The organism is Streptomyces sp. NPDC006309, assembly GCF_040613095.1.
GTDB lineage: Bacteria > Actinomycetota > Actinomycetes > Streptomycetales > Streptomycetaceae > Streptomyces.
In genome coordinates, this window is record NZ_JBEXRO010000009.1 from 25,401 (window position 1) to 46,399 (window position 20,999).

The 20,999-nt window shown below is 73.5% G+C and carries 22 protein-coding genes and 1 riboswitch; of the genes, 11 read left to right on the top strand and 11 right to left on the bottom strand.

What is annotated here, in order from left to right:
• The first annotated feature begins 38 nt into the window (after window positions 1–38).
• The 4 genes from ABZ117_RS14570 to ABZ117_RS14585 all read left to right on the top strand — a co-directional run bounded on the left by ABZ117_RS14570 (window position 39) and on the right by ABZ117_RS14585 (window position 4,413).
• Window positions 39–1,211, top strand: a complete 1,173-nt coding sequence (locus ABZ117_RS14570; protein WP_356820658.1) for an ArsA-related P-loop ATPase — start codon at window positions 39–41, stop codon at window positions 1,209–1,211.
• A gap of 57 nt (window positions 1,212–1,268) precedes the next feature.
• On the top strand, window positions 1,269–1,775 hold the full coding sequence (locus ABZ117_RS14575; RefSeq protein WP_356820660.1) for a DUF5304 domain-containing protein: 507 nt from the start codon (window positions 1,269–1,271) through the stop codon (window positions 1,773–1,775).
• 67 nt (window positions 1,776–1,842) lie between these two features.
• The gene (locus tag ABZ117_RS14580) at window positions 1,843–2,796 is read left to right on the top strand and encodes an ROK family glucokinase (RefSeq protein WP_356820662.1); all 954 of its coding nucleotides are present in this window, start codon (window positions 1,843–1,845) and stop codon (window positions 2,794–2,796) included.
• A gap of 864 nt (window positions 2,797–3,660) precedes the next feature.
• Window positions 3,661–4,413, top strand: a complete 753-nt coding sequence (locus tag ABZ117_RS14585) for an endonuclease/exonuclease/phosphatase family protein (protein WP_356820664.1) — start codon at window positions 3,661–3,663, stop codon at window positions 4,411–4,413.
• Window positions 4,414–4,432: 19 nt separating this feature from the next.
• Here ABZ117_RS14585 and ABZ117_RS14590 read toward each other — a convergent pair whose 3' ends face one another.
• Together ABZ117_RS14590 and ABZ117_RS14595 are read right to left on the bottom strand one after the other, a co-directional pair.
• Window positions 4,433–5,062 (bottom strand): hypothetical protein, encoded by a 630-nt coding sequence (locus ABZ117_RS14590; RefSeq protein ID WP_356820665.1) that lies wholly within the window; start codon window positions 5,060–5,062, stop codon window positions 4,433–4,435.
• Window positions 5,055–5,834 (bottom strand): alpha/beta fold hydrolase, encoded by a 780-nt coding sequence (locus ABZ117_RS14595; RefSeq protein WP_356820667.1) that lies wholly within the window; start codon window positions 5,832–5,834, stop codon window positions 5,055–5,057. The genes ABZ117_RS14590 and ABZ117_RS14595 overlap by 8 nt, the downstream gene beginning before the upstream one ends.
• A gap of 105 nt (window positions 5,835–5,939) precedes the next feature.
• Between ABZ117_RS14595 and ABZ117_RS14600 the strand changes: the two genes are divergently transcribed.
• From ABZ117_RS14600 to ABZ117_RS14615, 4 genes are all read left to right on the top strand, one after another.
• Complete coding sequence (locus ABZ117_RS14600) at window positions 5,940–6,698, top strand: lysophospholipid acyltransferase family protein (protein ID WP_356820980.1); 759 nt, start codon at window positions 5,940–5,942, stop codon at window positions 6,696–6,698.
• A gap of 60 nt (window positions 6,699–6,758) precedes the next feature.
• Window positions 6,759–8,012, top strand: coding sequence for a DUF5931 domain-containing protein (locus tag ABZ117_RS14605; protein WP_356820668.1), 1,254 nt, complete (start codon window positions 6,759–6,761; stop codon window positions 8,010–8,012).
• A complete protein-coding gene (locus tag ABZ117_RS14610) occupies window positions 8,009–8,686 on the top strand; it encodes a response regulator transcription factor (RefSeq protein WP_356820670.1) in 678 nt (225 codons plus the stop codon). The genes ABZ117_RS14605 and ABZ117_RS14610 overlap by 4 nt, the downstream gene beginning before the upstream one ends.
• Window positions 8,687–8,794: 108 nt before the next feature.
• A complete protein-coding gene (locus ABZ117_RS14615; protein WP_356820672.1) occupies window positions 8,795–9,823 on the top strand; it encodes a 6-phosphofructokinase in 1,029 nt (342 codons plus the stop codon).
• Between the two features lie 67 nt (window positions 9,824–9,890).
• Here ABZ117_RS14615 and ABZ117_RS14620 read toward each other — a convergent pair whose 3' ends face one another.
• Both ABZ117_RS14620 and ABZ117_RS14625 read right to left on the bottom strand, forming a co-directional pair.
• Complete coding sequence (locus ABZ117_RS14620; RefSeq protein WP_356820674.1) at window positions 9,891–11,780, bottom strand: anthranilate synthase family protein; 1,890 nt, start codon at window positions 11,778–11,780, stop codon at window positions 9,891–9,893.
• 99 nt (window positions 11,781–11,879) lie between these two features.
• Window positions 11,880–11,936 (bottom strand): trp operon leader peptide, encoded by a 57-nt coding sequence (locus ABZ117_RS14625; protein WP_121791294.1) that lies wholly within the window; start codon window positions 11,934–11,936, stop codon window positions 11,880–11,882.
• Window positions 11,937–12,041: 105 nt separating this feature from the next.
• Between ABZ117_RS14625 and ABZ117_RS14630 the strand changes: the two genes are divergently transcribed.
• Window positions 12,042–13,394: a class II 3-deoxy-7-phosphoheptulonate synthase gene (locus ABZ117_RS14630; protein ID WP_356820676.1), complete on the top strand. Its 1,353-nt coding sequence runs from the start codon at window positions 12,042–12,044 to the stop codon at window positions 13,392–13,394.
• A 154-nt stretch (window positions 13,395–13,548) separates the two neighbouring features.
• Window positions 13,549–13,782 (top strand): (2Fe-2S)-binding protein, encoded by a 234-nt coding sequence (locus ABZ117_RS14635; protein WP_356820678.1) that lies wholly within the window; start codon window positions 13,549–13,551, stop codon window positions 13,780–13,782.
• A 12-nt stretch (window positions 13,783–13,794) separates the two neighbouring features.
• Here ABZ117_RS14635 and bfr read toward each other — a convergent pair whose 3' ends face one another.
• Window positions 13,795–14,274 (bottom strand): bacterioferritin, encoded by a 480-nt coding sequence (gene bfr / locus ABZ117_RS14640; protein ID WP_356820680.1) that lies wholly within the window; start codon window positions 14,272–14,274, stop codon window positions 13,795–13,797.
• Window positions 14,275–14,449: 175 nt separating this feature from the next.
• Here bfr and ABZ117_RS14645 point away from each other — a divergent pair, with 175 nt between their 5' ends.
• Window positions 14,450–15,082: a sulfite oxidase-like oxidoreductase gene (locus ABZ117_RS14645; RefSeq protein ID WP_356820682.1), complete on the top strand. Its 633-nt coding sequence runs from the start codon at window positions 14,450–14,452 to the stop codon at window positions 15,080–15,082.
• A gap of 18 nt (window positions 15,083–15,100) precedes the next feature.
• Here ABZ117_RS14645 and ABZ117_RS14650 read toward each other — a convergent pair whose 3' ends face one another.
• The 6 genes from ABZ117_RS14650 to thiO all read right to left on the bottom strand — a co-directional run bounded on the left by ABZ117_RS14650 (window position 15,101) and on the right by thiO (window position 20,874).
• On the bottom strand, window positions 15,101–15,592 hold the full coding sequence (locus ABZ117_RS14650; protein ID WP_356820684.1) for a DUF4396 domain-containing protein: 492 nt from the start codon (window positions 15,590–15,592) through the stop codon (window positions 15,101–15,103).
• Between the two features lie 75 nt (window positions 15,593–15,667).
• On the bottom strand, window positions 15,668–16,549 hold the full coding sequence (locus ABZ117_RS14655; protein WP_356820686.1) for a deoxyribonuclease IV: 882 nt from the start codon (window positions 16,547–16,549) through the stop codon (window positions 15,668–15,670).
• A gap of 57 nt (window positions 16,550–16,606) precedes the next feature.
• On the bottom strand, window positions 16,607–18,535 hold the full coding sequence (pknB, locus tag ABZ117_RS14660) for a Stk1 family PASTA domain-containing Ser/Thr kinase (RefSeq protein ID WP_356820688.1): 1,929 nt from the start codon (window positions 18,533–18,535) through the stop codon (window positions 16,607–16,609).
• Window positions 18,536–18,697: 162 nt separating this feature from the next.
• Complete coding sequence (locus ABZ117_RS14665) at window positions 18,698–19,492, bottom strand: thiazole synthase (protein ID WP_356820690.1); 795 nt, start codon at window positions 19,490–19,492, stop codon at window positions 18,698–18,700.
• Between the two features lie 3 nt (window positions 19,493–19,495).
• The gene (thiS, locus tag ABZ117_RS14670; RefSeq protein ID WP_356820691.1) at window positions 19,496–19,708 is read right to left on the bottom strand and encodes a sulfur carrier protein ThiS; all 213 of its coding nucleotides are present in this window, start codon (window positions 19,706–19,708) and stop codon (window positions 19,496–19,498) included.
• Window positions 19,705–20,874 carry a glycine oxidase ThiO gene (thiO, locus tag ABZ117_RS14675; protein WP_356820693.1) on the bottom strand — a complete coding sequence of 390 codons (1,170 nt, stop codon included), beginning with the start codon at window positions 20,872–20,874 and terminating at the stop codon, window positions 19,705–19,707. Before thiO ends, thiS begins: the two co-directional genes overlap by 4 nt.
• Window positions 20,872–20,983, bottom strand: a riboswitch (TPP riboswitch). (Overlaps the previous gene by 3 nt.)
• Window positions 20,984–20,999 lie beyond the last annotated feature (16 nt).

Below are 20,999 nucleotides of genomic sequence, written 5' to 3' on the forward strand. Positions count from 1 at the left end.
CGGCGCCCGCCGCGCGCACGACGGTAGCGTTCACCTCCATGCGCACCCTCCTGATCACGGGCCCCGGCGGCAGCGGCCGTACGACGATCGCCGCCGCCACCGCGCTCACCGCCGCCCGCGAGGGGCACCGCACCCTCCTGCTGAGTGCCGACCGCACCGACACCCCGGGCACGGCACTGGGCGCCGCGACAGGACCGGTCCCCGCCGGGGCCGCCGAGCGCCTCACCGCCTGGCGTCCCGACGCGTCCGCCCGCTTCCGCGAGGACCTCACCGCCTTCCAGACCCGCGCCGCGAACGTGCTCGACCTCCTCGGCGCCGCCCGCCTGGACGCCGAGGAGGTCACCCCGCTGCCGGGCGCCGAGGAACTGTCCTTCCTGCGCGCCCTGCGGGACGCGGCCCTCTCCGAGCGCTACGACCTCCTCGTCGTCGACCTCCCGCCCCTCCCGCAGGCCCTCGCCCTGCTCGCCCTGCCCGAGGAACTGCGCCGCTACCTGCGCCGCCTGCTGCCGCCCGAGCGGCAGGCCGCCCGCGCCCTGCGCCCGGTCCTCGGCCGGCTGGCCGGCATCCCCATGCCCGCCGAGTGGCTGTACGAGACGGCGGCGCGCTGGGACGTCGAACTCGCCGCCGTGCAGGCCGTGCTCGCCGACCGGAACACCGCCGTACGCCTGGTCGCCGAACCCGGCCCGGCCGGCGCCGACGCCGTCCGCGCCGCATGCCTCGGCCTCGCGCTGCGCGGCCTGCGCACCGAGGCCCTGATCGCCAACCGGGTCCTGCCCGAGGCCGGCGGCGACTGGCTCGCCGGGCTCCTCGCCCAGCAGCGCAAGACCCTCGACGGCTGGCGGGAGGAGCCGTACGACGTCCACCCCGTGCCCCACCTCGGACGCGACCCGCACGGCACCGACGACCTGGAGGCCCTCGCCGTACCCGGCGTCAACCCGGCGCCCACCCCGGTCGAGTGGCCCGTCACCGACCGGACCGCCGAGGACGGCGTACTGGTCTGGCACCTCCCGCTGCCCGGCGCGATACGGGAGGAACTGGACCTGGTCCGGCGCGGCGACGAACTGCTGATCACCGCGGGCCCGTTCCGCCGGATCGTGGCGCTGCCGTCCGCCCTGCGCCGCTGCACCGTCGCCGGGGCCGCGCTCCGCGAGGGCGAGCTGCGCATCCGGTTCGCCCCCGATCCCGGCCTGTGGCCCGCCGCCGGACGGTGAACGGGGCACGTCCGTTCGGGTAACGTCGTAAGGGCGAACCGTCGTCAGGAGTCCGCCATGAGCGAAGAGCGCCCCGCACCCGAACCGGACGAGCCGCGGGCGACCGACGCCGACGCGTGGGCCACGGCCTGTGCCGAGGACCTCGCCGCCGAGAAGGCCCGCCGCCACACCGGACACGGCCCGCCGCCGGGCTCCGCGGCCGAGGAGCTGAGGAAGCTCGTGGACACGGTCGCCGACAAGCTGTCCGGGATGCGTTCACCCCTACTCGGCCCCCTCGCCGGACCCGCCGCGCAGCAGGTCGTGCGGCAGGTCGTCGAGCAGGCGAAGGCCGCCGTCGAACCCGTCGTGGAGCGCAACCCGGACGTGTTCGACCATCTCGCCGCGGCCGGCGGTGAGCTGCTCGCCGCCTACCGCTCGGCCGTCCAGGCCCAGGAGCGCCGCTGGACCGCCCGCTCGGCCGGCCGGGCCGACGACGGGCCCGACGGGCCCGACGGGCCCGGCCGGCCGGGCCGGTCCGACGGGGACGAGGGCACCGGTCCGGGAGAACGCATCGACCTGGACTGAAGCCCTGCCACGGCAGGGCCTCGGGTACGGTTGGCCGTAGCGGGGCTCGACCGGAACTGAGGGATTCATGGGACTCACCATCGGCGTCGACATCGGCGGCACGAAGATCGCGGCCGGCGTGGTCGACGAGGAAGGCAACATCCTCTCGACCTTCAAGGTGCCGACCCCCACCACGCCCGAGGCCATCGTGGACGCCATCGCCTCGGCGGTGGAGGGTGCGCGCGCCGGGCACGACATCGTCGGTGTGGGCATCGGCGCGGCCGGATACGTCAACCGGCAGCGTTCCACGGTGTACTTCGCGCCCAACATCGACTGGCGCAACGAGCCGCTCAAGGAGAAGGTCGAGGCCCGCACCGGCCTGCCCGTCGTGGTCGAGAACGACGCCAACGCCGCCGCCTGGGGCGAGTACAGGTTCGGGGCCGGCAAGGGCCACCGCAACGTCATCTGCATCACGCTCGGCACCGGCCTCGGCGGCGGCATCATCATCGGCAACAAGCTGCGCCGCGGCCACTTCGGCGTGGCCGCCGAGTTCGGCCACATCCGGATGGTCCCGGACGGCCTGCTGTGCGGCTGCGGCTCGCAGGGCTGCTGGGAGCAGTACGCCTCCGGCCGCGCCCTGGTCCGCTACGCCAAGCAGCGCGCCAACGCCACTCCCGAGCGTGCCGAGGTGCTGCTGTCGCTCGGCGACGGCACCCCCGACGGCATCGAGGGCAAGCACATCTCCATGGCCGCCCGGCAGGGCTGCCCGGTGGCCGTGGACTCCTACCGCGAGCTGGCCCGCTGGGCCGGCGCCGGCCTCGCCGACCTGGCCTCCCTCTTCGACCCCTCCGCCTTCATCGTCGGCGGCGGCCTCTCCGACGAGGGTGACCTGGTCCTCGACCCGATCCGCAAGTCGTACAAGCGCTGGCTGGTCGGCGGCAACTGGCGCCCGGTGGCCGACGTGATCGCGGCTCAGCTCGGCAACAAGGCCGGCATGGTCGGCGCGGCCGACCTGGCCCGCGAGCCCGACCCGATCATGTAACACCCCCTCCGCACGAGCCACGGCGCCCGCGCGCCCAACCTGGGAGCGCGGGCGCCGACCCGGCCGAACACCGCCCGACCCCAGCCGGGGCCCCGGGGCCCGCGGGCCCCTGCCGCCGGTGTTGGGCACCGGGGCCTCACACCCGGCCTCCTTTCCCGGCCTGGCGCCCGGGTCTCGCGCCCGGGTCTCCCGCCGGGTCTCGCGTCCGGACCCGCTCCCGGCGTGGCGCTGGGCCTCGCCCAGGGGTCGCACCCGGTTCCGGCACCTGTGTTGCCGCCCGGGCCTTGTGTTTGGCCCCGCTCGCAGGCCTGGCGCAGGGCAGGGCACCTGCGTCGGCGCCTGGGGCTCGCCAGGGGTTCGCGCTCGGGCCTGAGACACCTGTGTTGGCGCCCGGGCCTTGCGTCCGGACCTGCTCCCGGCGCGGCGCCCGGGTTTCCCGCCCGGACCCGCTCCCGGCCTGGCGCCTGGGGCTTGCCAGGGGTTCGCGTCCGGTTCCGGCACCTGCGTTGGCGCGGCCTTGTGTTTTGGCCCCGCCCCGGCCTGGCGCCTGGAACTCGCCCAGGGTTCGCGCCCGGTTCTGGCACCTGCGTTGGCGTCCGGGCCTTGTGTTTGGCCCCGCCCCGGCCTGGCGCCTGGCCCTCACCCGAGTCTCGCGCTCGGCCTGCACCGGAGTTCAGCGCTCGGTCCCGGGTTTGGGTCCGCTCCCGGCCCGGCACCTCAGCCTCGCCCGAGGGCTCGCGCTCGGACCCGTCCCGGAGTCCGGCCCCGGAACTCAGAGCCGATCCGCGCGCTTCGCGCGCATGCGGCGCGCGGCGCCCCGAGCCACAGGCGGCCCACGCCCCCCATGCGGCGTAAATTGACGGCATGGCAACTCCGCTGCTTCCCAACTCGCGCACGGAGCCCGATGGTTCCGCGGTCATCCGGGTCCTGAGCTACAACATCCGGTCGATGCGCGACGACACGGACGCGCTCGCCCGTGTCATCACCGCCTGCGCCCCCGACCTGGTCCTGGTGCAGGAGGCCCCCCGCTTCTTCCGCTGGCGCAAGAAGCTCGCCCGGCTCGCCGCGGCCTCCGGCCAGGTCGTCCTGACCGGTGGTGCCACGGCCGCGGGGCCGGCGGTCCTGTGCACGCTGCGGGCCACGGTGGAGCGCACGGAGGACGTCCTGCTCCCGCTCACCCCCGGCCTGCACCGCCGCGGTCTCGCCACGGCGGTGGTCCGGTTCGGCGGCGTCCGTCTCGGCGTGATCAGCTGCCACCTCAGCCTGAACCGGAAGGAGCGCCGCGACCAGGGCGCCCAGCTGCTGGAACGTCTCGACGGGCTCGGTGTGGAACACGCCGTCGCGGGCGGTGACCTCAACGAGCGCCCCGACGGCGACACCTTCCGCCGTCTCGCCGCCCGCCTCCAGGACTGCCGTGCCGCGGCGCCCTGGGGCGGCGAGTTCACCTCCACCCCAACCGATCCCCGGCAGCGCATCGACGCGGTCTTCGCGACCGGAGGCATCGAGGTGCTCGGCTGCGGCGTCCCGCTGGACCAGCCGGGCGTCACGCACGCCGACCTCACCGCGGCCACCGATCATCTCCCGGTGCTGGCCGCGCTGCGGGTCCCGGCCGCCTGAGGCGGGACCCGCGCCGGTGTCAGACCACGGCCCCGCGCCCGGGGCCGTCCTCCTCGTCGTCGTCCGTCCGCATCCGCGTCACCAGCGTCGCGAAGCCGCCGAGGAAGCCGCCGATGCCGAGGGTCGCCAGCCACCACGTCATGTCCCAGCCGAGCAGCACCGCCAGCAGGAGCAGTACCGGGCCGCCGACGACACCCAGCCAGGCGAACCGGGAGGTGGTGTCGGCGGCCGGCAGCGGCGGCGGCTCCGGCGGCACGAAGTGGCCCTCGTCGTCCTCGTCGAAGTCGTCGTCGGACGGCTCGGCGTGTGTGTGGTCCCGCGGGCCGACCCCGACCGCGAAGGAGACCGAGCCGCCCAGCGGCCGGGCGGGCCGCCGGCCCGCGTCGTCGCCGTCCTCGGCGGTGTCCGTACCGGTGTCCGTTCCGGTGTTCGGGCCCGCGTCCGTCCCGGCGTTCCCCGCGGTGTCCGGTCCGCTGTTCTTCTCCAGCAACGCGAGGTCCTCCACAGCCTTGAAAGGGCGCGCGCCGGGCGGATCCGGCGGCTCCTGGCCGTACCCGGCGACGATGGCCCGCCAGGCGGCGTCCTCGTCGAAGGGCACGCCCTGCTCGTCCGGCTCCCGGTCCTCCCGGCCGGAGTCGTGCTCAGCCAACTGCGGCCGTCCCTTCCTTGCCGACACCGGGTGCGAGCCGGCCGATGAAAGCGAGGCTCTCCTCGAAGATCCGGTCCGCGTCCAGGTCCAACGTCGCGACGTGGTAGCTGTGTTCCAGCACGCTCTCCGTCACGTCCGTGGACGACACCCGGCTCAGCACCCGGGCCGGGTCCGCCGCCGGCACGACATGGTCCCGGGCGCTGCGCAGCAGCAGCAACGGCTGGGTGACCTGTGGCAGCTCGCCGTCCAGCCGGCGCAGGAAGCCCCGCAGCGAGTGCGCCGCGTGCAGCGGCACCCGGTCGTACCCCAGCTCGGCCGCGCCCTCCTTCGCGATGTCGCTGGCGATGCCCTTCGTCGTCCGCACGAGGTGCCGGGCCACCGGAAGGGCGTACGCGGACAGGCCGTGCACCTTGTTCGCGGGGTTGACGACCACCACGCCCGTGACCCGCTCGCCGTGCCGCGCGGCGAGCCGGAGGGCCAGCGCACCGCCCATCGAGAGGCCGGCGACGAACACCCGGGAGCAGCGTTCGGTGAGGACGCGCAGTTCGCGGTCCACCTCCGCGTACCAGTCCTGCCAGCCCGTGAGCTGCATGTCCTCCCAGCGGGTGCCATGGCCGGGCAGCAGCGGAAGGGAAACGGTCAGGCCATGGGCCGCGTGGTGCTCCGCCCACGGGCGCAGCGACTGGGGTGAGCCGGTGAAGCCGTGGCAGAGGAGAACCCCCACCTCCCCGCCCTGGTGGCGGTACGGCTCGGCTCCGGGGAGAACTGGCATGTGCTTCACCGTACGCGACCGCACTGACACCGACCAGGGTCGTCGGGCCCATTGACGGTCCCCCGGGTTATGGTCTGTTCGACGGAAACGGGAGGCACACGGGTGTTGTACGGCACGATGAAGGTCGCCATCGGAGGCCCGCTGAAGGTCGCCTTCAGGCCCTGGGTGGAAGGCATGGAGAACATTCCGGCCGAGGGTCCCGCCATCCTGGCCAGCAACCACCTGTCCTTCTCGGACTCGTTCTTCCTGCCGGCCGTGCTGGACCGCAAGGTCACCTTCATCGCCAAGGCCGAGTACTTCACCACCCCGGGCGTGAAGGGCCGTCTCACCGCGGCCTTCTTCAAGGGCGTGGGCCAGCTCCCGGTGGACCGCTCCGGGTCGCGCGGTGCCGGCGAGGCGGCGATCAGGAGCGGCATAGAGGTCCTGGAGCGCGGCGAGCTGTTCGGCATCTACCCCGAGGGCACCCGTTCGCCCGACGGGCGGCTGTACCGGGGCAAGCCCGGCGGCCTCGCGCGCGTGGCGCTCGCCACGGGTGCGCCGGTCATCCCGGTCGCCATGATCGACACCGAGAAGATCCAGCCGCCCGGCAAGGTCGTGCCGAAGCTGATGCGGCCAGGCATCCGCATCGGCAAGCCCATGAACTTCAGCCGCTACCAGGGCATGGAACACGACCGGTTCGTGCTGCGCGCGCTGACCGACGAGGTCATGTACGAGATCATGAAGCTCTCCGGCCAGGAGTACGTCGACATGTACGCCACCGCCGCCAAACGGCAGATCGCGGAGGCGGCGAAGGCGGCGAAGGCGGCCAGGGAGAAGGCGGAGAAGACGGAGACGGCCGAGAGGGCCGAGACGGCCGAGAAGTAGCCGGGCGGTTCCTGGGCGGGGGGTCCGGGAGCCGGGGGGACATCGGGGGGACCGGGGGACATGCCCAAGCGTGAGCGCGTCGTACGGATGTCGGTCGAGCTGCCGCTGTGGCGCGCGCTCGCCGGCTACCGCGTCCTGACCACGCTGTACGCCATCGGCCTGTGCGCCACCGCGTACGGCCACTTCGTCCGGCCCTGGATCGCCGTCGGCTACTACGCCGTCCTGGTGGTGTGGACCCTCGCCACCCTGCCCAGGGTGGCGAACGCGGCGAGCTGCACCCGGGGCTTCCTGGCCGCCGACCTGGCCGTCGCCCTCGCCGGCATCCTGCTCACCCCGCTCGCCGACAGCCACGAGCGGATCGTGGGCGGCGGCCCCACCCTGCCGTCGATATGGACGGCCGGCGCGGTGCTGGCCTTCGCCATCAAGGGCGGCTGGCGCTGGGCGGCCGTCGCGTCCACGGCCGTGGCCGCCGCCAACCTGGCCGAGCGCGGCCACCCCGCCCGGGACACCGTGCACAACGTGATCCTCGTCTGGGTCGCCTCCATCGCGATCGGCTACGTGGTGGAGGTGGCCCGCGCCTCCGAACGCACCCTCGCCCGCGCCCTGGAGATCGAGGCCGCGACCCGGGAGCGGGAACGGCTGGCCCGGGACATCCACGACGGCGTGCTCCAGGTGCTGGCGATGGTGAAGCGGCGCGGCACCGCCCTGGGAGGTGAGGCGGCCGAGCTGGGCCGGCTGGCCGGGGAGCAGGAGGTGGCGCTGCGCACGTTGGTGTCGGGCGGTCTGGTGCCCGTGTCGCGGGTGTCGCGGGACGCGGCGGCCGGAGCCGTCGTCCGTGCCGTCGAGGTGGCGGACGAGGACGGCCCGGCCGGCCCGGCCGGCCCGGCCGGCCCGGTCGACCTGCGCTGCCTGCTCGCCCAGTACGCCTGCGCCCGGGTCGCCCTCGCCGAGCCCGGCGCCCCGGTGCCGCTGCCGCCGGCCGTGGCCCGGGAGGTGGCCGCCGCCGTCGGGGCCGCCCTGGACAACGTGCGCCGGCACGCCGGGCAGGAGGCGCGGGCCTGGATCCTGGTGGAGGACGAGCCGGGCGAGGTCGTCGTCACCGTCCGGGACGACGGCCCCGGTATCCCCGCGGGCCGGCTCGCCCAGGCCGAGGGCGAGGGGCGGCTCGGGGTGGCCCTGTCGATCCGGGGCCGGCTGCGCGACCTCGGCGGCAGCGCCGAGGTCGTCTCCGTCCCGGGACAGGGCACGGAAGTGGAACTGAAGGTACCGAAGGGCGCCGTGCGGGCGCGGGGGAAGAAGGCGGAGCAGCGATGACGGAGCAGCGGGATCCGGTCAGGGTCATGGTGGTGGACGACCATCCGATGTGGCGGGACGCGGTCGCCCGGGATCTGGCCGAGTCCGGCCTGGAGGTGGTCGCCACCGCCGGCGACGGCGAGCAGGCGGTCCGCCGTGCCAGGGCCACCGCTCCCGACGTCCTGGTACTGGACCTCAACCTGCCCGCCAAGCCCGGTGTCCAGGTGTGCAGGGAACTGGTCGCCCACGACCCGGCGTTGCGGGTCCTCGTGCTCTCCGCGAGCGGCGAGCACGCGGACGTGCTGGAGGCCGTGAAGTCCGGTGCGACCGGCTACCTGCTGAAGTCCGCCTCCACCGAGGAACTGCTGGACGCGGTGCGCCGTACCGCCGCCGGCGACCCGGTGTTCACGCCGGGCCTCGCCGGTCTGGTCCTCGGGGAGTACCGGCGGCTGGCCGCCGAGCCCGCGCCCGCCCCGGACGCCGGTGAGCCGGGCGCGCCGCGGCTGACGGACCGGGAGACGGAGGTGCTGCGGCTGGTGGCGAAGGGCCTGAGCTACAAGCAGATCGCCGAACGCCTCGTCATCTCCCACCGCACGGTGCAGAACCACGTCCAGAACACCCTGGCCAAGCTCCAGCTGCACAACCGGGTGGAGCTGGTGCGGTACGCGATCGAGCGCGGGCTCGACGACGCGTAGCGCGCGCCGGGCCGTGCGCCGGAATGACTCGTCCCCGCCCCTCCCGTGTGACCTGACTCACCATTAGCGTGACCGGTCGTCAGGCAACCGCGGAGAAGGGACTTCCCCATGCGGGTCGGAGTACTGACCGGAGGCGGCGACTGCCCCGGGCTCAACGCCGTCATCCGGGGCATCGTCCGCAAGGGCGTGCAGGAGTACGGCTATGACTTCGTCGGCTTCCGGGACGGCTGGCGCGGCCCCCTCGAAGGCTCCACCGTGCCCCTCGGCATCCCCGCGGTGCGCGGCATCCTGCCCCGCGGCGGCACCATCCTCGGCTCGTCGCGGACCAACCCCCTCAAGGAGGAGAACGGCATCCGCCGGATCAAGGACAACCTGGCCGCACTGGACGTCCAGGCCCTCGTCGTGATCGGCGGCGAGGACACCCTGGGCGTCGCCGCGCAACTGTCCGACGGGTACGGGGTGCCCTGCGTCGGAGTGCCCAAGACGATAGACAACGACCTGTCCGCCACCGACTACACCTTCGGTTTCGACACCGCCGTCAACATCGCCACCGAGGCCATCGACCGGCTGCACACCACCGCCGAGTCCCACATGCGGGTCCTGGTGGTGGAGGTGATGGGCCGGCACGCCGGCTGGATCGCCCTGCACTCGGGCCTGGCCGGCGGTGCCAACGTCATCCTCATCCCCGAGCAGCGCTTCGACATCGAGCAGGTCTGCGGCTGGGTGACCTCCCGCTTCCGGGCGTCGTACGCGCCGATCGTCGTCGTCGCCGAGGGCGCCATGCCCAAGGACGGCGCCATGGTGCTCAAGGACGGGTCGCTGGACTCCTTCGGGCACGTCCGGCTGTCCGGGGTGGGCGAGTGGCTGGCCAAGGAGATCGAGCGCCGTACCGGCAAGGAGGCCCGCACCACGGTCCTCGGGCACGTCCAGCGCGGCGGCACCCCCAGCGCCTACGACCGCTGGCTCGCCACCCGCTTCGGGCTGCACGCCGTCGACTGCGTCCACGACGGCGACTTCGGCACGATGGTCGCTCTGCGCGCCACCGACATCGTCCGCGTCCCCCTCGCCGAGGCGACGGCCAGGCTGAAGACGGTGGACCCGGAGCTGTACCGGGAGGTCGGCGTGTTCTTCGGCTGAGGCACGGGCGGGCCCGGGAACCCCGTACGGTCCCCGGACCCGCCGGGCCCACGCCGTCCCGCGCGCGTTACGGCGTCACGCGCGCCCCGCGGAGCCCGTCGAGCAGCTCATGGACGACCGCCGCGCCGTTCAGGGTGAGGACCGACTCCGGGTGGAACTGGACCCCGGCGAACCCGGGCCCCCGCAGCGCGTGCACCTCGCCGTTCGCCGCCCGGCTCACCTCGACGCCGCGAGCGGCCAGCCCGCGGGCCGCCGCGTCGTCGCAGCGGGCGGCGAAACTGTTGTAGAAACCGGCGGTCTCCGGCCGCCCGAACAGATCGATCACCGTCTGCGCCCCCTGGTGGGGCACCTCCTTGCGGACCAGTTCCAGGCCCAGCTCGGCGGCGATCAGCTCATGGCCCAGGCAGACGCCCAGCACCCCGTGCCGGTGCGTCCGCAGCACGTCGGCGGCGAGCGTCCGCAGGAACCGCATCTTCGGGTCGGCCGCGTCACGGGGGTCGCCGGGGCCGGGGCCGAGCACCACCGGTCCCCCGTGCGCGAGCACGGCCGCCCGCAGCCCCGGCTCGTCGTAGCGCCGCACACTCACCCCGAGGCCGCCCGAGCGCAGCACGTGCGCCAGCATCGCGGTGAACGTGTCCTCGCCGTCGACCACGAGGGCGTGCCCGGTCGGCTCCGGGGCGCGGTCCTGCATCCGCAGCCAGAACGGGGCGAGCGCGGCCCGCCGCCCGTCCAGCGCCGCCCGCACCCGCGGGTCGTCGGCCAGCCGGGGCCGCCCGGGCTCCGTACGCGGCGGGGCCGGCCGGACCCCGAGGGCGGCCAGCACGCCCGCGGCCTTGGCGTGGGTCTCCGCGACCTCGCCGGCCGGGTCCGAGCCGCGCACCAGCGTGGCCCCGACCGGGACGCGCACCCGGCCGTCGGCGCCGATGTCGGCGGTGCGGATCAGGATGGGGGAGTCGAGGGTCTGGGCGCCCCCGGAGTCCCGGCCGAGCAGCGCCAGCGCACCGGCGTAGTACCCGCGGCCCGTGCCGTCCGGCCCGAGGGGCTCGTACCGCTCGATCACCCGGCAGGCGTTCTGCACCGGCGAGCCGGTGACGGTCGCCGCGAACATGGTCTCCCGCAGCACGTCCCGCGCGTCCAGGGACGACCTGCCGCGCAGCTCGTACTCGGTGTGCGCCAGGTGGGCCATCTCCTTCAGCCGCGGGCCGACGACGACCCCGCCCATGTCGCCGACGGTGCACATCATCTTCAGTTCCTCGTCGACGACCATCGACAGTTCCTCGGTCTCCTTGCGGTCGGCGAGGAAGGAGAGCAGGTGCTCCGGCGTGGGGCCCCCGGCGGGATAGCGGTACGTCCCGCTGATCGGGTTCATCACGACCGTCCCCCCGGACATCCGGACGTGCACCTCCGGGCTGGCGCCGACCAGCGTCCGCCCGCCCGCCTCCGGCCCGGTGTGCACGACGAACGTCCAGTACGCGCCGCGTTCGCCCGCGAGCAGCCGCCGGAACAGCGCGAGCGCGTCGGCGCGGCCGAAGCCGGGGATCCGGCCCTCGTACGTGCGCCGGATCACGAAGTTCGCGCCCTCGCCCCGGCCGATCTCCTCGCGCAGCACTCGGCCGACGATCCGCGCGTACTCCTCGTCGGGCACGTCGAATCCGCCGTCCTCGACCCGCACGTCGTGCGCGGGCAGCTGCGCGAGGACCTCGTCCAGGGGCAGGGTGTGCGTCTCCTCGGGGGTGAGGACGAGCAGCGGGGTGCCGTCGTCGCGGACGTCGAAGCCGCGCTCGCGGATCTGCCCGAAGGGCACGAGGGCGAGCCCCTCGTCCGGCAGGTCGGCGAGCCGCTCGCGGCGGGTCACCGGCCCGAGCAGCACCTCCACGGTCCGCTCGTCACGGCCGGGGGTGCGGCGGCGGAGCAGGGCGAAGGGGCGGGGGTCGCGGAGCAGGTCCTTCAGACGCACGGGTCGGCTTCCTTCTCGATCGTGTGACGGAGAGGAACGGCCCCGGGAACGCCGAAGGCCGCCCCTCGGGCGGCCTTCGCGAAGTGTGGGTACGCGCGATCAGCGGGCCGCCGGAGAAGCGGTCCACCACCAGTTCTGGATCGACGGCGCGAACATGCGAAAAACCCTACCTCACCCCCACGGTGTCCAGGGGGTAATCTCTGCGTCTCATTCTTCGAGCCGGAGCAAAATCATTCGACACGACCCCGTAGTGTTTATGGGGTGACCGTGAACGCTAAGACCAGCCCGAGCGCTGGCAACACCTGGCGAGACCTGCCCGCGGCGCAGCAGCCCGAGTACCCCGACGCCGAGGCCCTGCGCGCAGCGATCGCGGACCTCGAGTCGTATCCGCCGCTCGTCTTCGCGGGCGAGTGCGACCAGCTGCGCGCCCGGATGGCGGCCGTCGCCAAGGGAGAGGCGTTCCTCCTCCAGGGCGGCGACTGCGCCGAGGCCTTCGACGGGGTGTCGGCCGACCACATCCGCAACAAGCTGAAGACGCTGCTCCAGATGGGTGCCGTCCTCACCTACGCGGCCTCCGTGCCGGTGGTGAAGGTCGGCCGTATCGCGGGGCAGTACTCCAAGCCCCGTTCGAAGCCCACCGAGACCCGCGACGGCGTCACCCTGCCGGTGTACCGGGGCGACTCCGTCAACGGCTTCGACTTCACCCCCGAGTCCCGTATCCCGGACCCCGAGCGGCTGAAGCGCATGTACAACGCCTCGGCCTCCACGCTGAACCTGGTCCGCGCCTTCACCACCGGCGGTTACGCCGACCTGCGCCAGGTGCACGCCTGGAACCAGGACTTCGTGCGGACCTCGCCGTCGGGCCAGCGCTACGAGCAGCTCGCGCGGGAGATCGACAACGCGCTGAACTTCATGCGGGCCTGCGGTACGGACCCGGAGGAGTTCAAGACCGTCGAGTTCTTCTCCTCGCACGAGGCCCTGCTGCTGGACTACGAGTCCGCCCTGACCCGCATCGACTCCCGCACCGGCAAGCTGTACGACGTCTCCGCGCACATGGTGTGGATCGGTGAGCGCACCCGGCAGCTGGACGGCGCGCATATCGAGTTCGCCTCGCAGATCCGCAACCCGATCGGCATCAAGCTCGGCCCCACCACCACGGCCGAGGAGGCGCTGCGGTACATCGACCGCCTCGACCCCGAGCGGGAGCCGGGCCGGCTGACCTTCATCGTCCGTATGGGCGCCGACAAGATCCGCGACCGGCTCCCCGAGCTGGTGGAGAAGGTCACGGCGTCCGGTGCGACGGTGGCCTGGGTGACCGACCCGATGCACGGCAACACCTTCGAGGCGGCCTCCGGGCACAAGACCCGCCGCTTCGACGACGTGCTCGACGAGGTCAAGGGCTTCTTCGAGGTCCACAAGGCGCTCGGCACCCACCCGGGCGGCATCCATGTGGAGCTGACCGGCGACGACGTCACCGAGTGCGTGGGCGGCGGCGACGAGATCTTCGTCGACGACCTGCACCAGCGCTACGAGACGGCCTGCGACCCGCGGCTGAACCGCAGCCAGTCGCTGGACCTGGCGTTCCTGGTGGCCGAGATGTACCGGGACCAGTGACCGGGGAGCACTGACCGGGGAGCACCGGCCTCCTGGGGCGCGGATCACATGCGATCCGCGCCCCCCGCTCTTTTGCGAGTCCCGCGGGTGTGGGTAAGGTTAGGTTTGCCTCACCGGGAACGGGATGGCAGGAGGACAGCGACCCCGTCGGGAGGTGAACCGCGTGTACGTGTGCAGTTGCTTCGGCATCACCGAGGCCCAGGTCGAGCGGCACGCGGCGAACGGCGCCTGCACCCCGCGTCAGGTCGCCTCCGCCTGCAAGGCCGGCACCGACTGCGGTTCCTGTGTCCGCCGCATCCAGGCCCTTCTCGGCCGGGGCGCCGCCCCGCGCACCGAGCCGGCCGGCCGGGGCCTGCCCGCCCTGGCGGAGGTCGCGGACGCCGCGTAGCCGCGACGCGGTTCAGCTCTCCGGCTGCTCGATCACCTGGGCGATGTAGAGGGCCTCGCCGAGTTTCTCCAGCAGTTCCAGCTGGGTGTCCAGGTAGTCGATGTGCTGCTCCTCGTCGGCGAGGATGTCCTCGAAGATGTTCGCGGACGTGATGTCACCCTTCTCGCGCATCACCCGGATGCCCCGCCTGAGGCGGTCGATCGCCTCCACCTCTACCTGCCGGTCGGCCTCGAACATCTCCCGGACCGTCTGCCCCACCCGGACGTGGAACAACCGCTGGTAGTTGGGCAGCCCCTCCAGGAACAGGATCCGGTCGGTGAGCACCTCGGCGTGCTTCATCTCGTCGAACGACTCGTGCCGCGTGTACTTGGCGAGCTTGGTCCAGCCGAAGTTCTCCTGCATCTTCGCGTGCAGGAAGTACTGGTTGATGGCGGTCAGCTCGCCGGTGAGCTGCTCGTTGAGGAACTCGATGACCTCGGGGTCGCCCTGCATCGCAGCGGCTCCTTCCACACGGGGAACGGGGGAGGTGTGCGGCGGCATGATTGCACCGGCGGCGATGATCGTCCAGTAAGTGCGTACTTAGTGAGTACGTACTGAGTTGTCGGCAATTGTCCGGCTCGTGCGCGGGTGGTCAAGGGCATTGCCCGAGGTCTGTCAGGATGGATACATGGGTCATCCGGTCGAGCGAGAGTCTGGGGCGGCGGCGGGGTCCGAGCTTCCGCCGGGTCAGCGGCTCCAGCGCGGCTGGCCGGTCACGCACTACGGTCCGGTGCCCAAGTTCCGGCCGGAGCGCTGGGAGTTCCGGATCTTCGGTGCCACCGCCGACGGTGACAAGCACACCTGGGACCACGAGGAGTTCACGGCGCTTCCGTACACCACCGTGGTCGCCGACCTGCACTGCGTGACGAAGTTCAGCATGCCCGGTGCGGAGTGGGGCGGCGTCCCCGCCCGCACGATCCTGGAGCTCGCGCCGCCGGCCCCGGACGTCACCCATGTGATGGTCTGGGCGGAGTACGGCTTCAGCTCGAACCTGCGCCTCGCGGACTTCGCCTCCGACCGCGCGATCTTCGCCACCCACAAGGACGGCGAGCTCCTCACCGCCGAGCACGGCTTCCCGGTCCGCCTGATCGTGCCGCACCTGTACGCCTGGAAGGGGCCCAAGTGGGTCCGGGGCGTTGAGTACATGACGGCCGACCGGCGCGGCTTCTGGGAGGAGCGCGGGTACCACAACATCGGGGACCCCTGGAAGGAGCAGCGCTACTCCTACCAGGAGGAGCCCGGCGACGGCCCCGAGCTGTGACCCCCGGCCCCCCAGGGGTCAGTGATGGTACTGGTGCACCACCGCGTGCCCCTTGCCCCGCCCGATCGTCCACCTGTTGACCGGCGTGGTCACGACGAAGGCGAGCGTGAGCGAGACCGCGAGGGAGATCCAGAACAGCGGATCGCCGAGCGTCGCGTCCATCGCGGACGGCCAGACCACGATCACACCGTTGTCGATCAGCTCCATCACGGCGATGGACAGGGTGTCGGCGGCCAGCGCCACCCGGACGGCCGTACGAAGGTCCACCCCGGCGCGCAGGACCCCGCGCAGGGTCAGCGAGTAGCCGAAGAAGAAGGCCAGGACGATCGCCAGCAGCGTGGTCGGCAGGTTGCCCCAGCCGAACGCGGTGCCCACGACCATGCCGAGCACCTCGCCGATCGCGCAGCCGGTCAGGCAGTGCAGCGTGGCCCTCACGGCCGTCGACCAGGTGGCCGAGGTGCCGGTGTGCCCGTGGTGCTGGTGTTCGTGGCCGGTGTGGGTCTGGTCCATGGTTTCCCCCGAGCCGAGTGACGGTTCCTGTCGTCCGTGAGAACCAGATACCCCTAGGGGGTATTCCTGAACGGGTCAGGAATCCCGGAGCTTCTTCAGCCGCTCCACGTCCGCCGCGTTGCCCTCCCGGCCGCCCGGCGTCTCGATGACCAGCGGGACGCCCGCCGTCGCCGGATGGGTCATCAGGGCGCGGAAGGGCTCCTCGCCGATGTGGCCGGCGCCGATGTTCTCGTGCCGGTCCTTGTGCGCGCCCGCCACGTCCTTGGAGTCGTTCGCGTGGATCAGCTTCAGCCGGCCCTCACCGACCGTGTCCACCAGCAGGTCCAGGGTGCGGTGCATGCCGTCCGGCCCGGCCAGGTCGTGCCCGGCGGCGAAGATGTGGCAGGTGTCCAGGCACACGCCCAGCTTCGGATGCGCGTCCAGCGCGTCGAAGTACGGCCCGAAGTCCCAGGTCCGCGAGCACAGCGAGGCGCCCTGCCCGGCGGTCGACTCCAGCAGCAGGAACGGGTCGTCGTCGTGGGTCAGCTCGTCCAGCAGCGGCAGCAGATGCTCCCGCACCTGCTTCAGGGCCACCTCCCGCGCCCGTCCGCCGGTCGCGCTCCCGGTGTGCACGACCACGCCCAGCGCGCCGATCTCCCGCCCGCGCCGCAGCGAGTGCCGCAGCGACCGTACCGACCCCTCCACGGTCGCCTCGGTGTGCGAGCCGAAGTTGATCAGGTAGGGGGCGTGGACGTACGCCGGTACCGACTCCTCGGCGCACGCCGCGCGGAACGCCTCGTCCTGCCGCGGGTTCCCGGCGGGCGTGGCCCAGCCGCGCGGGTTGGCGACGAAGACCTGCACGGTCTCGGCCTTCAGCTCACGGGCGTACGACAGGCCCACGGAGTGCAGGCCGCCGGCCACGGGCACATGGCTGCCGACCGGGTTGCGGGGGCGGAGGGGCGACGGATCGGGACTCACCCGTTCAGGGTGTCATGCCCGGCCCGGCGCCCGGACCGCGGTCCGCGGTGACACCGCTCACCGGATGGTGATCGTGATCGTCGCTCCCTTGGGCGCCCTGTCGCCGCCGGCCACCGACTGCTTCTTCACGGTGTCGCCGAACAGTCCGAGCAGCCCGCGGTCGTCGTCGACCTCGAAGCCGGCCGCCTCCAGCCGCCGGTGCGCGTCGTCCACACTGTCCCCGACCACGTCCGGGACCTTGACCATCTCCGGGCCCCTGGACAGCGTCAGCGTGACCGTGTCGCCCTCGGCGGCCTTCCTGCCGTCCCGGGGGCTCTGGGCGGCCACCTCGCCCTTGTCGTACGAGGAGTTGACCCGCCCGGTGGCGATCCGCACGGTCAGCCCCGCGTCCGTCAGCTCCTGCTTCGCGCTGTCCACGTCCTCGCCGGTGACGTCCGGCACGTCGATGGGGCTGCCCTTGCTGACGGTCAGCGCGATCGCCGACCCGGCGTGCCGCTCGGTGCCCGCGTCCGGGGTCGTACCGATCACCGAGCCCTTGGGCACGTCGTCGCTGAACGCGCGCGTGACCATGCCCGGCTCCAGGCCGTCCGCCTTCAGCCGCGCCTGCGCCTTCGCCAGCGGCCGGCCCGCCACGTCGGGCACCTTCACCGTCTTCGGGCCCAGCGACACGGTCAGGGTCACCGCGTCGTGGTCCCGGATCCGGCCGCCGACCGCGGGGTCGCTGCTGATGACCGTGCCGCGCCTGATCGTGTCGCTGTAGGCGTGTTTGACCTGCCCGACGTCGAGCCCGGCCTCCTTCAGCCGCGCCCTCGCCTGCGCCTCCGTCTTCGCCAGCAGCGGCGGGACCTCGGTGAACTGGCCGGAGTTGATGTACCAGACCCCGGCGCCCACGCCGAACACCACCAGTACCGCCGCGACGACCGCCAGCACCGTGCGCCTGGGCCGCGCCGGGCGCCGCCGCTCAGGAGGCGGCGGCGGGCTCGCGAAGCGGGCGGTGCGGTCGGTGACGTCCGCGGGGGCGTCGCCGTCGACGGGCCGCGGCCGGGGCACGGTCAGCGAGCGCGGGATCACGCTCGTGCGGTCACCGGCGTTGTCGTGCTCCGCGGTCAGCGCCTGCGGCGGCAGCGCGTCCAGCTGCTCGTCGGTCAGCCCCTCGCGGGCCCCGCGCACCTGGAGGAGCAGCGCCACGGCGTCGTGCGGCCGGAGGTCCGGGGTGCGCGCGGTGGCCGACGCCACCAGCTCGTCCAGCTGGTACGGCAGCCCGGGCACGAGCGCCGAGGGCGGCGGTACGTCCTCGTGGATGTGCCGGTAGAGCACCTGGGCCGGGGATTCACCGGCGTGCGGCTTGCCGCCGGTCAGCATCTCGTACAGGACCACACCGCACGCGTACACGTCGACGCGCGGGTCCGCGGTGCCCTGCTCGATCTGCTCGGGGGCGAGATAGGAGACGGTCCCGAGGACGGCGCCCGTCGTGCTGGTCACCGTGTCCACGGAGCGCACCAGCCCGAAGTCGGCCACCTTGACCCGGCCGTCGTCCCCTATGAGCACGTTCTCCGGCTTCATGTCCCGGTGCACGAACCCGGCCCGGTGGGCGGCGCCCAGCGCGGCCAGCACCGGCTCCAGGACGTCCAGGGCGGCCCGCGGCTGCACGGCGCCCCGCTCGCGCAGCACGTCCCGCAGGGTGCACCCGGCGACGTACTCCATCGCCAGGTACACGTACGACCCGTCGGTGCCCTGGTCGAAGACCTGCACCACGTTGGGGTGGTCGAGCCGGGCGACGGACTTCGCCTCCCGGATGAACCGCTCGACGAAGGACCCGTCGGCCGCGAGCGCCGGGTGCATCACCTTCAGCGCGAGGACGCGGTCCAGGCGGGTGTCCAGGGCCCGGTAGACCGTGGCCATACCGCCGGCCGCGACCCGCGCGTCGACGCGGTAGCGGCCGTCGAGCAGCTGACCGACGAGGGGGTCCTGAAGGGTCGTATCCACGCAGGGGAGTCTACGAGGACCCACCGACACCACCGCCGGCCACGGTGCCCCAGGCGGCGGAATGCAGCAGAGCTGTGACCGTCACGGACGCGGAGCCCGGCGGGAGGCGAGGGCCGGCCGGAGCCGGCCCCCGCTCCGTGCGCAAGGGCCTGGAGGGCGCGCCTAGAAGGCGGGCCGTTCCGGGTCCAGGCGGGCGAGGCCCGCGGCCGGGGAGGAGGCCTGCGCGAAGTGGCGCCGCGGGATCCGCCCGGCCCGCCGGGCCAGCCGCCCCGCCTCCACGGCGTGCCTCATGGCCGCGGCCATCAGCTCCGGCTCCTGCGCCCGCGTCACCGCGGACGCCAGCATCACCCCGGCACAGCCCAGCTCCATCGCGAGGGCCGCGTCGGACGCCGTACCGGCCCCCGCGTCCAGGATCACCGGCACGCGCGCGTGCTCCACGATCAGCTGGAAGTTGTGCGGGTTGCGGATACCGAGACCGGACCCGATCGGCGAGCCCAGCGGCATCACCGCCGCACAGCCGGCGTCCTCCAGCTTCCGCGCGAGGACGGGGTCGTCGTTGGTGTACGGCAGCACCGTGAACCCCTCGTCGACCAGCGTCTCCGCGGCGTCCAGCGTCTCCACCGGGTCCGGCAGCAGCGTCCGCTCGTCGGCGATGACCTCCAGCTTGATCAGGTCCGTGCCCAGCGCCTCCCGGGCCAGCCGGGCGGTCAGCACGGCCTCGCCGGCGGTGAAACAGCCCGCCGTGTTCGGCAGCACCCGGATGCCGAGCCGCTCCAGCACGGACAGCACCGAGCCGTGCACGCCGAGGTCCACCCGGCGCATCGCGACCGTGGTCAGCTCCGTGCCGGAGGCGATGAGCGAGCGCTCCAGCACGTCCAGACTGGGCGCCCCTCCCGTGCCCATGATCAGCCGGGAGGAGAGGGTCAGCCCACCGAGGACCAGGGGATCGTCGGCCATGACTCAGCCTCCCTGCACGGCGGTGAGGACCTCGACGCGGTCGCCCTCGGCGAGGGCGGTCGCCGCCCACCGTGCGCGCGGGACGACGGTCTCGTTGACGGCGGCGGCCACCCCGCGCGGCGCCGCGGTGAGGGACCCCACCAGGGCGTCCAGCGCGGTGCCCGCGACGATGCGGCGGGGTTCGCCGTTGACGGAGATGGTGACGGAAACGTTCATGCGGGCTGCTCCAGCTGTTCCACGGGTGCGGCGCCGAACCGCCGCGGGGTGAACGGACGTGCCTCCGGAGGAAGGGTCCCGGTGACCAGGGTGTGCGCCAGCACGTCCCCGGTGACCGGCGTGAGCAGCACCCCGTTGCGGTGGTGCCCGGTGGCCAGCAGCAGCCCGTCCAGGCCGGACGGGCCGAGCAGCGGCGCGTTGTCGGGGGAGGCGGGCCGCAGCCCGGCCCGGGTCTCGGTGAGCGGCAGCTCGGTGATGCCGGGCACCAGCTCGTGGGCGTCGCGCAGCAGCTCGTACACGCCGCCGGCCGTGACCGTCGTGTCCCAGCCCTGCTCCTCGCTGGTGGCGCCGACGACCAGCTCGCCGTTCTCCCGGGGCACCAGGTAGACCTGGCTGCCGCGGACCACCGCCCGCACCGTACGGCTCAGGAACGGCGCGAACCGGCGCGGCACGGTCAGCCGCAGCACCTGCCCCTTGACCGGCCGGACCGGGGGACGCAGCTCCTCCGGCAGGCCCGCGAGCCGCCCGCTCAGGCTCCCGGCCGCGAGCACCACCTGACCTGCGCTCAGCCCGGTCCCGTCGGCCGTGGTGACCCCGGTGGCCCGGCCCCCCGCGACGTCCAGCCGCTCGGTCCACGCGCGGTGGAACACCACGCCGGCCCGCTCGCACGCCGCCATCAGGGCCGCCGACAGCCGCCGCGGGTCGACCTGGTGGTCGCCGTCGACCCGCAGGCCGCCGCGCACCCCGGGCGCCAGCATCGGCTCCAGGCGGCGGCACTCCCGCCCGGACAGCCACTCGGAGGCGAGCCCCGATCGCTGCTGCAAGGAGTGCAGGTCCCGCAGGTGCGCGCGGTCGTCGGCGTTGAGCGCGACGGCGAGGGTGCCGCAGCGGCGGTAACCGGGGTCGTGGCCGGTCAGCTCGGACAGCTCGGCCACGAACTCGGGGTAGCGGCGGGCCGACTCCAGGTTGAGGGCGAGCAGCGTCTCCTCGCCGTAGTGCAGTTCGGTGACCGCGGCCAGCATCCCGGCCGCGACCCGGGCGGCCCCGCCACCCGGCTCGGGGTCCACCACGGCCGTGGCCAGACCGCGTTGCGCGGCCCGCCAGGCCGTGACCAGGCCGATGATCCCGCCCCCGATGACGAGGACGTCGGACGTACGTGACGACATGGGCGTCCAGCCCCTCCCTTCGCCGGCATGACCCGGATCAGGTTCGTACGGTCGGAGGCCGCCAGCCTCCCTCTCAGCCCGGTGCGTCCGGGCTCCCGCGAGTGCTTGTACGGTGGCCACCCTAG